Raw genomic sequence first — 13,930 nt, forward strand, 5'->3', positions numbered from 1 at the left:
CCCCAATGATCAGAATCAGAGGAGGCAAGCCATGACCGACCTGAATCAAACCGCCTTTCAGAAGTGCACAAACATGACAGCTGAAAAAATGGAAATAGATACGCTTGTCGTTGGCGCCGGTCAGGCCGGCGTGGCCATGAGTGAACACCTGAGCAAACTCGGGGTGCCCCACCTCGTCCTGGAGCGCAATCGTATCGCCGAAGCCTGGCGCACGGGACGCTGGGATTCGCTGGTCGCCAATGGTCCGGCCTGGCACGACCGCTTCCCGGGTCTGGAGTTCGACAGTCTCGACCCCGACGCCTTTGCTCCGAAAGAGCAGGTTGCTGATTACTTCGAAGCCTATGCCAGGACGTTCAACGCCCCCATCCGCACCGGCGTGGAGGTGAAGAAGGTGGAACGCAATGCTGACCGGCCGGGCTTCACTGTTGAAACCTCCGAGGGCGTGATCGAGGCCAACCACGTGGTTGTCGCAACCGGACCTTTCCAGCGGCCTGTTATCCCGCCGATCGCTCCTGAGGATGAGAAACTCACGCAGATCCACTCTGCCGCGTATCGCAATCCTGCGCAGCTGCCCGAGGGTGCTGTCCTGGTGGTGGGTGCCGGGTCGTCGGGGGTGCAGATCGCGGATGAGCTGCAGCGTGCCGGTAAGCAGGTTTACCTCTCGGTTGGCGCCCACGATCGTCCTCCACGCGCCTATCGCAACCGTGACTTCTGCTGGTGGTTGGGTGTTCTCGGCGAATGGGATGCGGAGGGCGTCCAGCCGGGCAAGGAACATGTCACCATTGCCGTAAGCGGTGCTCGTGGCGGCCATACGGTTGACTTCCGGCGGCTTGCCCATCAGGGGATGACGCTCGTTGGTCTGACGAAATCGTTCAACGACGGTGTGGTGACCTTCGAAGCGAATCTTGCAGACAACCTGGCTCGCGGCGATGAGAACTATCTGTCGCTGCTCAATGCAGCTGACGCCTATATTGCCCGCAATGGCCTCGACCTTCCGGAAGAACCTGAAGCCCGCACTATGCTCCCGGATCCGGAATGTGTGGCCCATCCCATTCTTGCGCTCGATCTGGCCGAGGTCGGCGTTACCTCGATCGTCTGGGCAACCGGCTATGCAGTTGATTACAGCTGGCTGAATGTCAACGCCTTCGACGCCAAGGGCAAACCGCAGCATCAGCGCGGCGTTTCGACCGAGCCTGGCGTCTATTTCTTGGGCCTGCCGTGGCTGTCGCGTCGTGGCTCCGCTTTCATCTGGGGCGTCTGGCACGATGCCCGGCATATTGCCGACCATATCGGCAAGCAGCGCAACTATCTCGCCTATCGTGATGCCTCGCAACGCCAAGCAGAGACTGACCGAAAGGAAAGGCCCGATGGCGCATACCCCGATTCGCACGTTCAAAAAGCCAGCCTTATGGGAGTAAGTTGATGCCTACTCATACCCGCATCCGCATGTTCAATACTAAAGAGACGTACCCCAACCAGTCTCTCGACAACGACCTGTGCCAGGCCGTGCGCGCCGGCAATACCGTCTATGTCCGTGGCCAGGTCGGCACCGATTTCGACGGCAGGCTGGTCGGCCTCGGCGACCCGCGTGCCCAGGCCGAACAGGCGATGAAGAACGTCAAGCAACTGCTGGAAGAGGCCGGTAGCGACCTCAGCCACATCGTCAAGACCACCACCTACCTGATCGACCCGCGCTACCGCGAACCGGTCTACCAGGAGGTCGGCAAGTGGCTCAAGGGCGTGTTCCCGATCTCCACCGGTCTGGTGGTCTCCGCCTTGGGCCAGCCGCAGTGGCTGATGGAGATCGACGTGATTGCGGTGATCCCCGAGGAGGACGCATGACCTTTTCCATCGTGGGCCGTTGCGCCGAGACCGGTCAGCTCGGCATCGCCATCAGCTCCTCGAGCATTGCCGTCGGCGCCCGCTGCCCTTGGGTGCGTGCCGGTGCGGGTGCAGTGGCGACGCAGAACATTACCCTGCCGGCCCTCGGCCCGGAAATTCTCGACTTGCTGGAGGCCGGCGAGAGCGCCGGCGCAGCGCTGGATAAAGCGCTGACGCGGCACGGCTTCAGCCAGTTTCGGCAGGTTGCGGTGATCGATCAGCACGGCGTCACGGCGCTGTTCACCGGCAGCGAAGCGCTCGGGGTGAATAACGCCGTGGCCGGTGAGCAGTGCGTGGCCGCCGGCAACCTGTTGGCCAACCAAGCCGTGATCGCGGCGATGGTGACGGCCTTCGAGGGCAGCGCGGGCGAAGCCTTGGCCGATCGGCTGCTCAGTGCCATGCAGGCGGCAATGGCGGCCGGTGGCGAAGCCGGGCCGGTGCATTCGGCGGCGCTGTCGGTAGTCGGCGACCTGCTCTGGCCAATCGTCGACCTGCGGGTGGATTGGGTCGAGGAAGATCCAGTCGGTCAGCTCGGGCAGCTCTGGGAGGCTTACCGGCCGCAGATGCAGGACTATGTGATCCGTGCGCTGGACCCGACCAAGGCGCCAAGCTATGGCGTGCCTGGCGACGAGTGAACAGGCTCTTAGGCTGGGCTGGTTGCCGCGCAATGAGCCCAGCCTTTGTTTTCCGCAATCAAGGGGCACCCCATGTCGAAAAGCCGTGAACTGCTGGCCCGGTTGATCGCCTTTAACACCGTCAGCCGCGAATCCAATCTGGCGCTGATCGAATTCATCCGCGACTACCTGGCTGGCTTCGGGGTCGAGTGCGAGCTGTTGTTCAACGCCGAGCGGACCAAGGCCAACCTGTACGCCACGATTGGGCCGACCGATCGCGGCGGCGTAGCGTTGTCCGGGCATACCGATGTGGTGCCGGTGGACGGCCAGGCCTGGACGGTCGCCCCGTTCAATTTGAGCGAGCAGAACGGTAGGCTCTATGGCCGCGGCACGGCGGACATGAAGGGCTACCTGGCCTGCGTGCTGGCGGCGGTGCCGCGCTTCCTCGCCCAGCCGTTGCGCCTGCCGGTGCACCTGGCGTTTTCCTATGATGAGGAAGTCGGCTGCCTCGGCGTACGCTCATTGCTGGAGGCATTGGAACGGCGCGAGCACAAACCGATCGCCTGCATCATCGGTGAACCGACCGAGATGCGCCCGGTGCTCGGGCACAAGGGCAAGCTGGCCATGCGCTGCTGTGTGCAGGGCGCGGCCTGCCATTCGGCCTATGCACCGCAGGGGGTGAATGCCATCGAGTACGCCGCCCGGCTGATCGGCAAGCTGGGTCAGATCGGCCAGCGACTGGCCGCGTCCGACCAGCATGACGCGCGCTTCGATCCGCCCCATTCGACGGTGCAGACCGGCATGATCAGCGGCGGCCGGGCGCTGAACATAGTCCCCGCCGAGTGCCAGTTCGACTTCGAAGTGCGTGCCCTGCCTGGCTTCGATGCGCAACAGGTCGCCGAGCAACTGCAGGCTTACGCCACGACCGAACTGCTGCCGCAGATGCAGGCGGTCCAGGCCGACACGACGATCCGTTTTCAGCCGCTGAGCGCTTATCCGGGCCTGGCGACCGACCCGCAGAGTGAGGCGGCTGAATTGATTGCGCTGCTCAGCGGCTCACGCGAGTTCGGCACCGTGGCCTTCGGTACCGAAGGCGGGCTGTTCGCTCAGGCCGGAATCCCCACCGTGGTCTGCGGCCCTGGCAGCATGGACCAGGGGCACAAGCCGGATGAGTTTGTCAGCGTCGCGCAGATGCGGGCCTGTGATGAGCTGATGGAGCGGCTTGCGCAATGGCTGCGGTTAGACGCTTAAGCGAGCGCGCCTGATCCCTACCTTCATCATTCCGGACATCTCTGGATTCCCGCCTGCGCGGGAATGACGGAGGTGGACCCCTTATCACCGTCATCCCCGCGAAGGCGGGGACCCAGTGCCCCACCTCCGCTCGCCAGGATGTTGGCCACTGAGTCTGGCTATTTGAATTCACCATCTACTGGACTCCCGCCTGCGCGGGAGTGACGGAGGTAGACCCCTTATCGCCGTCATCCCCGCGAAGGCGGGGATCCAGTGATCCACCTCCTCTCGCCAGGATGTTGGCCCACTAAGTCCGGCTATTTGAATTCACTATCCACTGGACTCCCGCGTGCGCGGGAATGACGGAGGTAGACCCCTTATCACCGTCATCCCCGCGAAGGCGGGGATCCAGTGCCCCACCTCCGCTCGCCAGGATGTTGGCCCACTAAGTCCGGCTATTTGAATTCGCTATCTACTGGATTCCCGCCTGCGCGGGAATGACGGAGGTAGACCCCTTATCACCGTCATCCCCGCGAAGGCGGGGATCCAATAAACCGCACCCGAAGCAACTACAGATCTAACCCAGAATCCCTTCCCACAGATCTTCCCAGCTGGGATTCACTGACTCGATCAGTTTCAACTTCCATTCCCGGCGCCACTTCTTCAACTGTTTTTCTCGCTCGATGGCAGCCAGCATCGACCCATGCAGCTCGTAATAAACCAACATGTGCACCCCATAGTTGAGGGTGAAGCCCGCCACGCAGTCATTGCGATGTTCCCAGATCCGTTTGGTCAGGTCGGAGGTAACGCCGGTATAGAGTGTGCCATTGCGCTGGCTGGCGAGAATGTAGACGGCAGGTTGCCTGAGCATTGGAGTCCTTCCTGGACTGGCGTTAAGTATTCCATTGCATACAAGGGGGCTGGATTCCCGCCTTTGCGGATATGACGATATTTCAGGTGCAACCATATCCTCAATCCCAACCCCGTCATTCCCGCGCAGGCGGGAATCCAGTAGGAAGTGCACAGAGGTGTATTCCTAGTCAGGCCCTCTACTGACCCAACCTCATTCCGCCAGCACCGCCGGCGCCAACTGCTCCTTGCAGTAGTCGACGAACAGTTGCGCCGGCTTGGTCAGCGGTGCGCGTTTCAGCCAGGCGGCCACCAGCCCGGAGGTGGTTACCGGCTCTTCAATCTCCAGCATCACCACCTTCTGCCCGTCGTAGGTGCACTCCGAGTGCGGGCGGGTGACCAGCACCGAGAAGCCGAAGCCTTGGCCGACCATGCCGCGCACCATCTCGATCGATGGCGAGCTGAAGGCGATATGCGGGCTCAGGCCGAACTCTTCGAACAGGCTGACGAAGTAGGTGCGGCTCGGTTGCACGTCGAGCAGGATCAGCGGCTCCAGCGCCAGGTCGCGCAGCGACACCTGCGCCTGGAGGCTGAAACGGTGGCCAGCCGGCAACAGCGCGTAGGGGCGTTGTGGCGGCATCAGCGGTTCGGTTTCGATGGTCGAGTCGAGGTCGTGCTGGTAGAGGATCGCCAGGTCGAAACGCCCGGCGGTCAGGCCCTGTACCAACTCCTGCTGCTCCCCATCGCGCAGGCGGATTTCCACTCCCGGATAGAGCGCGTTGAAGCCGGCGATCAGCCGCGGCAAGTACAGCGGCGCGACCGTCTCGAAGCAACCGATGTCGATCTGTCCGGCGATCACATCGAGGTCGGCCAGGGCGTTCTGCTCGAACTCCTTGGCCATGCGCAGCAGTTCCTGGGCCTTGCGATAAAAGCGCGCGCCACCCGGGGTCAGCGATACGCCCTGGGCATGGTGGCGGATGAGCAACTGCAGGCCGAAACTCTCTTCCAGGCCCTTGATCGCGGTGGAGATTGACGGCTGGGCGATATACAGCTTGCGCGAGGCCTCGGCCACGCTGCCGCACTCTACCGTGGTGACGAAATACTTCAGTTGTCGCAGGGAATAGGAAGCCACACCAAACCTCGTTTTCTGCTCGCATGCCGGTGAGTCGGAATGGGGGCATCTTATGGTCGCTAATGTGCCGATCCGTACGGTTGCAGGCTTAGCAATTTGCGCGCCCCAGGATCTCGAGCGCTGACACAAATCCACTGTTTTCCTGCTCTGACGGTGCATGCGCGAACGGCATTCGGCGAACCGCCGCCAGCTTTCCCGAGCAGCGCCTGCCGGGCCTGTACGTACTGCACAATAACCCAGCACGGCGCACTTTGTTGGGGCGGGGCTAACTAGCTTTTTCGTATACCCCGAACACATATTTAATAATTTTCCTAAGGCGCGTCTTCGGCCACCATCAATCGCATCCAAAACCACCATGACCGGCCATAACCGGTCGCAGGCTAGGGAGCTCGGTAGTGTTCGAACTCAATGATTGGCAACAGCGTGCGTGTACTCAGCGCTTCATCGACCGGGCCCTGATCGGCGGCCGGCAGGTCGCCGCCGAGTCTGGTGCGACCTTCGCGGCGATTAACCCGGCCACCAACCAACTGCTGGCGAATGTCGCCGCCTGCGGCGCCGTTGAGGTCGACTCCGCCGTGCGGGTCGCGCGTCAGGCTTTCGACAGCGGCCCCTGGGCGCGGATGGCGCCGGGGGAGCGCAAGCGCGTGCTGCTGCGCCTGGCCGAGTTGATCCTGGCCAACCGCGAGGAGCTGGCCCTGCTCGACTCGCTGAACATGGGCAAGCCGGTGATGGATGCTTACACCATCGACGTGCCGGGCGCCGCCGGGGTGTTTGCCTGGTATGCGGAAAGCCTCGACAAACTCTACGACCAGGTCGCCCCCAGCGCGCCAAACGTCCTGGCCACCATCACCCGCGTGCCGCTCGGGGTGGTCGCGGCAGTGGTGCCGTGGAATTTTCCGCTGGATATGGCGGCCTGGAAGCTCGCCCCGGCCTTGGCCGCTGGCAACTCGGTGGTCCTCAAGCCGGCCGAGCAGTCGCCGTTTTCCGCCCTGCGTCTGGCCGAACTGGCGCTGGAGGCCGGGCTGCCGGAGGGCGTGCTGAGCGTGGTGCCGGGCCTCGGCGAGAGTGCCGGCAAGGCGCTCGGCCTGCACCCGGATGTCGATTGCCTGGTGTTCACCGGCTCGACCCAGGTGGGCAAATACTTCATGCAGTACTCGGCGCAGTCGAACCTCAAGCAGGTCTGGCTGGAGTGCGGCGGCAAGAGCCCGAGCCTGATCTTCGACGACTGCCAGAACCTCGATCTGGCGGCGGAAAAGGCCGCTTTCGCGATCTTCTTCAATCAGGGCGAAGTCTGCTCGGCCAACTCGCGGCTGCTGGTCCAACGCTCGATCCACGACGAGTTCGTCGAGCGCCTGATCGACAAGGCCCGCCAGTGGCAGCCGGGCGATCCACTGAATCCACAAAGCCGCGCCGGTGCCATGGTCGACACGCGGCAGGCCGATAGCGTGATGGGCTTTATCGACCGCGCCCGCTCCAGTGCTGCGACCTTGGTTTGCGGTGGCCAGCGCCTGAGCTTCAACGGTTCGAACAACTTTATCGAGCCGACCATCTTCACCGGCGTGGCGGCGGACATGCCCCTGGCCCGTGAAGAGGTGTTCGGCCCGGTGCTGGCGGTGAGCGCTTTCGACGACGAAGAGCAGGCCGTGCGCCTGGCCAACGACAGTGTCTACGGCCTGGCCGCCTCGCTGTGGAGCGACGACCTCAACCGCGCCCATCGCGTGGCCCGGCGCCTGAACGCTGGCACGGTTTCGGTCAATACGGTGGACGCTCTGGATGTGACGGTGCCCTTCGGTGGTGGCAAGCAGTCCGGTTTCGGCCGCGATCTGTCGCTGCATTCCTTCGACAAGTACACCCAACTGAAGACCACCTGGTTCCAGCTGCGCTGAGCGGCTGGAACCCCTTACCAAGAGACGCTGAACCCAGGCCAAGTCTGAAGGCTGCACATTCAGACGTACTGTTGATACCCCCTGAGGGGAGGAGAGCTGTGATGAATACCCAGATCAAAGGAAAGCGTGAAACCAGTGAGTACCAGGCGTTGGACGCCGCCCACCACATCCACGCGTTTCTCGATCAGAAGGCACTGAACGCCGAAGGCCCGCGGGTGATGGTCAAAGGTGAGGGGCTGTACCTGTGGGACAACGACGGCCAGCGTTACCTGGATGGCATGTCCGGCCTGTGGTGCACCAACCTCGGTTACGGCCGCAAGGACCTGAATGCCGCCGCCGCCCGCCAACTCGAGCAGCTGCCGTACTACAACATGTTCTTCCACACCACTCACCCGGCGGTGGTGGAGCTCTCCGAGCTGCTCTTCAGCCTGCTGCCCAGCCACTACAGCCACGCGATCTACACCAACTCCGGCTCCGAAGCCAACGAGGCGCTGATCCGCACCGTGCGTCGCTACTGGCAGATCCTCGGCAAGCCGCAGAAGAAGATCATGATCGGCCGCTGGAACGGTTACCACGGCTCGACCCTGGCCGCGACGGCCCTGGGCGGGATGAAATTCATGCACGAGATGGGGGGCATGATCCCGGATGTCGAGCACATCGACGAACCTTACTGGTACGGCCACGAAGGTGACCTGACGCCCGCCGAATTTGGCCTGCGGGCGGCCCGTCAGCTGGAAGAGAAAATCCTCCAGCTGGGCGCCGAAAATGTCGCCGGTTTTATCGCCGAGCCGTTCCAGGGCGCCGGCGGCATGATTTTCCCGCCGGAGAGCTACTGGCCGGAAATCCAACGCATCTGCCGCCAGTACGACGTGCTGCTGTGCGCCGATGAGGTGATCGGTGGTTTCGGCCGCACCGGTGAATGGTTCGCCCACGAGTATTTCGGTTTTGAGCCGGACACCCTGTCCATCGCCAAGGGCCTGACCTCCGGGTACATCCCGATGGGCGGGCTGATTCTGTCCAAACGCATGGCCGAGGTGCTGGTCGAACAGGGCGGCGTGTTCGCCCACGGCCTGACCTACTCCGGTCACCCGGTGGCCGCGGCGGTGGCCACCGCCAACCTCAAGGCGCTGCGCGACGAGGGTGTGGTCACGCGGGTGAAGAGCGAGACCGGCCCCTATCTGCAAAGCTGCCTGCGCGAGGTGTTCACCCATCACCCCTTGGTCGGCGAAATCCAGGGCGCCGGAATGGTCGCCGCCCTGCAGTTCGCCGAGGACAAGGCCACGCGCAAACGCTTCGCCAACGAGGCGGACATTACCTGGCGCTGCCGTACCCATGGCTTCGAAGAAGGCCTGATCATCCGCGCCACCCTTGGCCGGATGATCATGGCGCCGGCCCTGGTGGCCGGCCGCAGCGAACTCGATGAATTGATCGAGAAGACCAAGCGCGCGGTGGACCGCACCGCGCAGGAACTGGGACGGCTGTAAGCCAACCCCGGCATTCCATTCCCTGTACTACCTATCACGCCGGCCCGTAGCGGCCGGCGCGACGGAACCCTTTTGGCCTTCGGCCAATGCTGCCCCGCAATCCAACAACTAAGCCAATAGGCTGTGGGAGTGTTCCATGTTCAAGTCCTTGCTCAAGCGTTCCTCGTTGTCCCTTGCATCCACCGCGCTGGCCGTAGGCGTCGCCACTGGCGCCCAGGCCGGCACCCTGTCCATCGGCCATACCACCTGGGTCGGTTACGGCACCCTGTATCTGGCCCGCGATCTGGGCTACTTCAAGGAGCAGGGCCTCGACCTGCAACTGACCACCATGGAGGAGTCCTCGCTGTACATGGCCGCGCAGGCTTCCGACAAGCTCTCGGGCTCGGCCTCAACCATCGATGAAATCCTCAAGTACCGCCCGCAGTTTTGCTTTAAAGCAGTGGCCGCGCTGGATGACAGCTTCGGTGGCGACGGCGTGCTGGTGGGCAAGGAGGTCAACAGCCTGAAGGAGCTCAAAGGCCAGTCGGTCGCGGTTAACGAGGGTTCGGTCTCGCAGTTCTGGCTGTCCTATCTGCTCAAGCAGAACGGCATGTCCATGAGCGATCTGGAGGTGCAGAACATGACCGCCGACGACGCCGCCACCGCCTTCATCGCTGGCCGTATTCCGGCCGCGGTGACCTGGGAGCCGCACCTGTCGTTGGTGCGCCAGAAAGGTCAGGGCAAGGTGCTGATCGACAGCACCAAGACGCCCGGGATCATCGTCGATGTGGTCGCGCTCAACTGCGACGTGGTCGAGAAGCAGCCGGAGGACGTCAAGGCGCTGGTCAACGGCCTGTACAGGGCTGTGCAGTACACCAAGGAGCATCCGCAGGAGGCCTACGCCATCATGGCCAAGGGCGTCGGCGGCTATCTCGCGGACCCAGTGGAAATGGCCAATGCCGCCAAGGGCGTGCGCTTCTATGACCAGGCCATGAGCGAGAAGCTGCTCGGCACCCCAGGCAAGCCAGGTGACATCGCCGCGCTGATCGAGCTGGCCAACGAGACCTGGAGCACGCTGCAAGGCAAGCCCTTCGCCGTCAGTTACGACGACCTGGTCGATACCGCATTCGTCAGCCCATAATCGGAGGTCACATGCTCAAGCACAAATCATGGCTCAGCCGTTGTCTGACGCCTAAGGTCGAACTGCCGACCAGGCTGGTCTGGAGTGCCAGCGCACTCGCCTGGCTGCTGCTGGTCGGCCTGTGGGCCGGTCTCTCCTACGGCGGCGTGGTGCCGACGATGTTCCTGCCGACCCCGGGGGCGGTGCTGGAGACGGCGCTGCGCCTCACCCGCGACGGCAGCCTAGCGCAGCATGTCTGGGCCAGCGTCGAGGTGGTGATGATCGGCTTTATCGTTTCCTCCCTGGTGGCGGTGCCGCTGGGGCTGCTGATGGGCAGCTTCCGCATTGTCCAGGCGTTCCTCGAACCGCTGGTGAACTTCATCCGCTACCTGCCGGTGACCTCCTTCGTGCCGCTGTTCATCCTCTGGATCGGTATCGGTCTGGAGCAGCGGGTGACGGTGATCATCTTCGGCGTGTTCTTCCAGCAACTGGTGATGATCGCCGACGTCTCCAAAGGCGTCTCCAAAGACCTGATCAACGCTTCCTACACCCTCGGCTCGAATCGCCGCGATGTGCTCTTCCACGTGCTCGGCCCGGCGTCGTTGCCGGGCGTGCTGGATACCCTGCGGGTGACCATGGGTTGGGCCTGGACCTACCTGGTCGTGGCTGAACTGGTCGCGGCTTCCAGCGGCCTCGGTTACATCAGCTTGAAGGCCATGCGCGGCTTCCAGGTCGATGTGATTTTCCTCGCTATCGCCATCATCGGTCTGCTGGGCCTGATGACCGATCAACTGTTCCGATTCCTTCGACTCAAGGTGGCCTCATGGGCGCAGTAGCAGCGGTGCAACGTGATAATGCGGTTTCGTTAGCCGCGCAAACGGTGGCTGCGGCGCGCTTGCGCGTCGAAGCGGTCAGCCTGCAGTACCAGACCCCGAGTGGCTCGACCTTCACCGCGTTGGACAAGGTCTCCTTCGAGGTGCCGGATCAGCAGTTCGCGGTGCTGGTCGGCCCCTCCGGTTGTGGCAAGTCGAGCCTGCTGTATCTCACCGCCGGCCTGGCGGAACCGAGCGCGGGCAAGATCTATGTCGGCGGCCAGCAAGTCGAGGGACCGGGCGTCGACCGCGGCATGGTGTTCCAGAGCTACACGCTGTTTCCCTGGCTGACGGTGCGGCAGAACATCGAGTTCGGTCTCAAGCGTCGCGGCATGCCGGCCAGGCAGCGTGCCGAGATAGTCGACTTCTACCTCAACGAAGTCGGCCTGGCGCAGTTCGCCGACAACTATCCCAAGCAGCTTTCCGGCGGCATGATGCAGCGCGTGGCGATCGCCCGCGCACTGGCCAACGACCCGCAGATTCTGCTGATGGATGAACCTTTCGGCGCGCTGGACAGCCAGACGCGTCTGCAGATGCAGCAACTGCTGCTGCGGGTTTGGGGCAACAGCAAGAAGACCGTGCTGTTCGTCACCCACGACATCGACGAGGCGATTTTGCTCGGTGACCGCGTGTATGTGATGGGCGCCCGCCCGGGGCGGATCAAGAAGATCCTCGACGTGCCGATCGAGCGTCCGCGTACGCTGGATATGGTCATGGAGCGTTCGTTCATCGAGATGAAACGCGAGATCTTCGGCCTGTTGCACGACGAGTTGGAAGAGGCGCACTGACAGGGTGCTCAGCGCCTTCCTGGTTCTCCCCGCGCAGGCAGGGGAGCCAGGGGGCGTTGCTCGCCGGCCTGCCGCACTCAAGCGTCAGGCATGGCCTGCAGGTGCCCGCCATACATCGGCAACGCCAGTCGCCCGGCATCGCGTTGCAGCTGCTGCCAGGGCCGGCTGACCCCGGCGCTGCCGTGCTGGCGGACGCGCGCGACCTGCTCAAGATCGAGGCAATCGACGAGGATCTCCTCGCCGGCACCGGCCTGCTGCCGCACCAGGCCTTCTGGGTCGACGATCAGGCTTTCGCCGACACCCAGGGGGCTGGCGGCATTCAGGTTGACCACATAGAGCTGATTGCAGAAGGCATTGGCGCGGGCGCAGACGCACTCCATCTCGCGGTCACGGGTGCCAGTCAGCGTCGGTGCCAGGATCACCTCGGCACCGAGCCAGGCCAGTTGCCGCGCCACTTCGGGGAAGCTGTTGTCATAGCAGATGGCCAATCCGACCCGGCCGATGCCGGGCAAGTCGCAGACCACGAATTGGTCGCCCGGGGTGCTGGTTTCGTACGGCTGCCAGGGGAAAATCTTGCGGTAGCGCGCGGCAACCTCGCCTGCTGGCGAGATCAGCAGGGCGGTGTTGTAGATCCGCCCATCGTCCGCGCGCTCGAACAGGCTGCCCGGTTGCAGCCACAACCCCAGCTCACGGGCCAGGCCGCACAGGCGCTGGACCTGCGGGCCATCCAGCGGTTCGGCGACGTGTTCCATCCAACCCGCCTCAGCCTGCAGCAGCGGGGCGCTGCCGCTCAACACCAGCTCCGGCAGCATCAGCAGCTGGACCTGGGGGAACAGCTGTCGCACCTGGTGGGCCTGGCTGGCGAAACGTGCCCAGCTGGCGTCGACGTCATGGCTGACCGACGCGGTTTGCAGGGCGGCGATATGCAGGTTACGCATGCTCCTTACTCCTTGGTCAAGTCGTGGCCGCGCGGCTGCCAGCCGGCCTGTCGCAGGGCGGCGAGCAGGCTTTCGGCGCTTAGGCCGTGAGCCGTGTGGCCATTGCCTTCGGTGGTGGGGGAGGCCAGCAGTGCGTTGACTATGGCCTCTTCCACGGCCTCGGCGGTGGCGAGGAAGAGTTCGCTGATGTGGTCGTTGTTGACCATGCTCAGGTTGTCGCAGGTAGGCGCGCCCTTGAATTCGTAGGAGGCGGCCGGCAGGTGATTGGCGGTGGAGAAGGCCACGAAGATGTCGCCGCTGTGGTCTTCGGTGCCGCCGCCGGTGCGGGCGATGCCGATGCTGGCGCGCTGAGCCAGGCGCGTGCACTGGTGCGGCAGCAGCGGGGCATCGGTGGCCAGGCAGACGACGATTGAGCCCATGCCCGGGTGCGGCAGGCTAGCCTTGAGGAAGGGCGAGTCGACCTGTTCCATATAGCGGCCCACCGGATAACCATCGACCCGCAGTTCAGGACGGGTGCCGTGGTTGGCCTGGACGATGGCCCCCACGGTCCAGCCGCCCTGTTCGGCGCTCAGGCGGCGCGAAGCAGTGCCGATGCCGCCCTTGAACTCGTGGCAGATCATGCCGCTGCCGCCGCCGACGGCGCCTTCGACCACCGGGCCGCCCACCGCCGCGTCGAGGGCCTGGGCCACATGTTCGGGGCGCACGTGGAAGCCGTTGATGTCACTGAGCAGACCGTCGAAGGTCTCCAGCACCACCGGCATGTTCCAGTACAGCCGCCCGCCAGCGGGCTGATCCTGGCGCTCCAGGGCGATCAGCGCATCGCGCACCACGCCTATGCTGTGGGTGTTGGTGAAGGCTACCGGGCTGGTCAGCAGGCCAGCCTCGCGAATCCACTCCAGACCGGTGGCGTCGCCGTTGCCATTGAGGATGTGGACGCCGGCGAAGCAGGGTTGCTGGCTGGTGGAACCCGAGCGCGGCTCTATCACCGTGACGCCGGTATGGATGTCGCGGCCATCAGCCGTTCGTCCACGCACTTCGCTATGGCCGACCCGTACGCCGGCTACATCGGTGATGGCATTGAGGGGACCGGGCTGCAGTTGGCCGAATTGGAGTCCGAGGTCGCGGGCACGTGGTTTCATGGTTTGTCTCATGGCAGG

General features: G+C 63.8%; 13 protein-coding genes. 9 read left to right on the plus strand and 4 right to left on the minus strand.

Going from position 1 to position 13,930, the window contains the following annotated elements; genetic code table 11:
* Positions 1 to 31: 31 nt before the first annotated feature.
* The 4 genes from AC3IYG_RS00745 (at position 32) to argE (ending at position 3,746) form a co-directional block, all read left to right on the plus strand.
* Positions 32 to 1,423, plus strand: a complete 1,392-nt coding sequence (locus tag AC3IYG_RS00745) for a flavin-containing monooxygenase (protein WP_489311822.1) — start codon at positions 32 to 34, stop codon at positions 1,421 to 1,423.
* Positions 1,423 to 1,842 carry a RidA family protein gene (locus tag AC3IYG_RS00750; RefSeq protein WP_489311823.1) on the plus strand — a complete coding sequence of 140 codons (420 nt, stop codon included), beginning with the start codon at positions 1,423 to 1,425 and terminating at the stop codon, positions 1,840 to 1,842. Before AC3IYG_RS00745 ends, AC3IYG_RS00750 begins: the two co-directional genes overlap by 1 nt.
* Positions 1,839 to 2,516, plus strand: a complete 678-nt coding sequence (locus tag AC3IYG_RS00755) for a DUF1028 domain-containing protein (protein WP_489311824.1) — start codon at positions 1,839 to 1,841, stop codon at positions 2,514 to 2,516. The genes AC3IYG_RS00750 and AC3IYG_RS00755 overlap by 4 nt, the downstream gene beginning before the upstream one ends.
* A gap of 72 nt (positions 2,517 to 2,588) precedes the next feature.
* The gene (gene argE, locus AC3IYG_RS00760; protein ID WP_489311825.1) at positions 2,589 to 3,746 is read left to right on the plus strand and encodes an acetylornithine deacetylase; all 1,158 of its coding nucleotides are present in this window, start codon (positions 2,589 to 2,591) and stop codon (positions 3,744 to 3,746) included.
* A 556-nt stretch (positions 3,747 to 4,302) separates the two neighbouring features.
* Here the strand turns inward: argE and AC3IYG_RS00765 are convergent.
* Both AC3IYG_RS00765 and AC3IYG_RS00770 read right to left on the minus strand, forming a co-directional pair.
* Positions 4,303 to 4,596 (minus strand): GIY-YIG nuclease family protein, encoded by a 294-nt coding sequence (locus tag AC3IYG_RS00765; RefSeq protein ID WP_489311826.1) that lies wholly within the window; start codon positions 4,594 to 4,596, stop codon positions 4,303 to 4,305.
* 192 nt (positions 4,597 to 4,788) lie between these two features.
* A complete protein-coding gene (locus AC3IYG_RS00770; RefSeq protein WP_489311827.1) occupies positions 4,789 to 5,706 on the minus strand; it encodes a LysR family transcriptional regulator in 918 nt (305 codons plus the stop codon).
* Positions 5,707 to 6,101: 395 nt separating this feature from the next.
* Between AC3IYG_RS00770 and AC3IYG_RS00775 the strand changes: the two genes are divergently transcribed.
* From AC3IYG_RS00775 to AC3IYG_RS00795, 5 genes are all read left to right on the plus strand, one after another.
* Complete coding sequence (locus AC3IYG_RS00775) at positions 6,102 to 7,592, plus strand: aldehyde dehydrogenase (RefSeq protein ID WP_489311828.1); 1,491 nt, start codon at positions 6,102 to 6,104, stop codon at positions 7,590 to 7,592.
* A gap of 101 nt (positions 7,593 to 7,693) precedes the next feature.
* Entirely contained in the window at positions 7,694 to 9,076 is a 1,383-nt protein-coding gene (locus tag AC3IYG_RS00780; protein ID WP_489311829.1) for an aspartate aminotransferase family protein, read from the plus strand.
* Positions 9,077 to 9,212: 136 nt separating this feature from the next.
* Positions 9,213 to 10,196 carry an ABC transporter substrate-binding protein gene (locus AC3IYG_RS00785; protein ID WP_489311830.1) on the plus strand — a complete coding sequence of 328 codons (984 nt, stop codon included), beginning with the start codon at positions 9,213 to 9,215 and terminating at the stop codon, positions 10,194 to 10,196.
* Positions 10,197 to 10,207: 11 nt separating this feature from the next.
* A complete protein-coding gene (locus AC3IYG_RS00790; RefSeq protein ID WP_489311831.1) occupies positions 10,208 to 11,011 on the plus strand; it encodes an ABC transporter permease in 804 nt (267 codons plus the stop codon).
* Positions 10,999 to 11,835 carry an ABC transporter ATP-binding protein gene (locus AC3IYG_RS00795; protein WP_489311832.1) on the plus strand — a complete coding sequence of 279 codons (837 nt, stop codon included), beginning with the start codon at positions 10,999 to 11,001 and terminating at the stop codon, positions 11,833 to 11,835. The genes AC3IYG_RS00790 and AC3IYG_RS00795 overlap by 13 nt, the downstream gene beginning before the upstream one ends.
* A 77-nt stretch (positions 11,836 to 11,912) precedes the next feature.
* On the opposite strand, the gene AC3IYG_RS00800 is transcribed toward AC3IYG_RS00795, so the two are convergent.
* Together AC3IYG_RS00800 and AC3IYG_RS00805 are read right to left on the minus strand one after the other, a co-directional pair.
* Positions 11,913 to 12,773: a carbon-nitrogen hydrolase family protein gene (locus AC3IYG_RS00800; protein WP_489311833.1), complete on the minus strand. Its 861-nt coding sequence runs from the start codon at positions 12,771 to 12,773 to the stop codon at positions 11,913 to 11,915.
* A 5-nt stretch (positions 12,774 to 12,778) separates the two neighbouring features.
* The gene (locus tag AC3IYG_RS00805) at positions 12,779 to 13,912 is read right to left on the minus strand and encodes a DmpA family aminopeptidase (RefSeq protein ID WP_489311834.1); all 1,134 of its coding nucleotides are present in this window, start codon (positions 13,910 to 13,912) and stop codon (positions 12,779 to 12,781) included.
* Between the last annotated feature and the right edge of the window lie 18 nt (positions 13,913 to 13,930).

It is taken from the genome of Pseudomonas sp. KH_027, assembly GCF_057838565.1.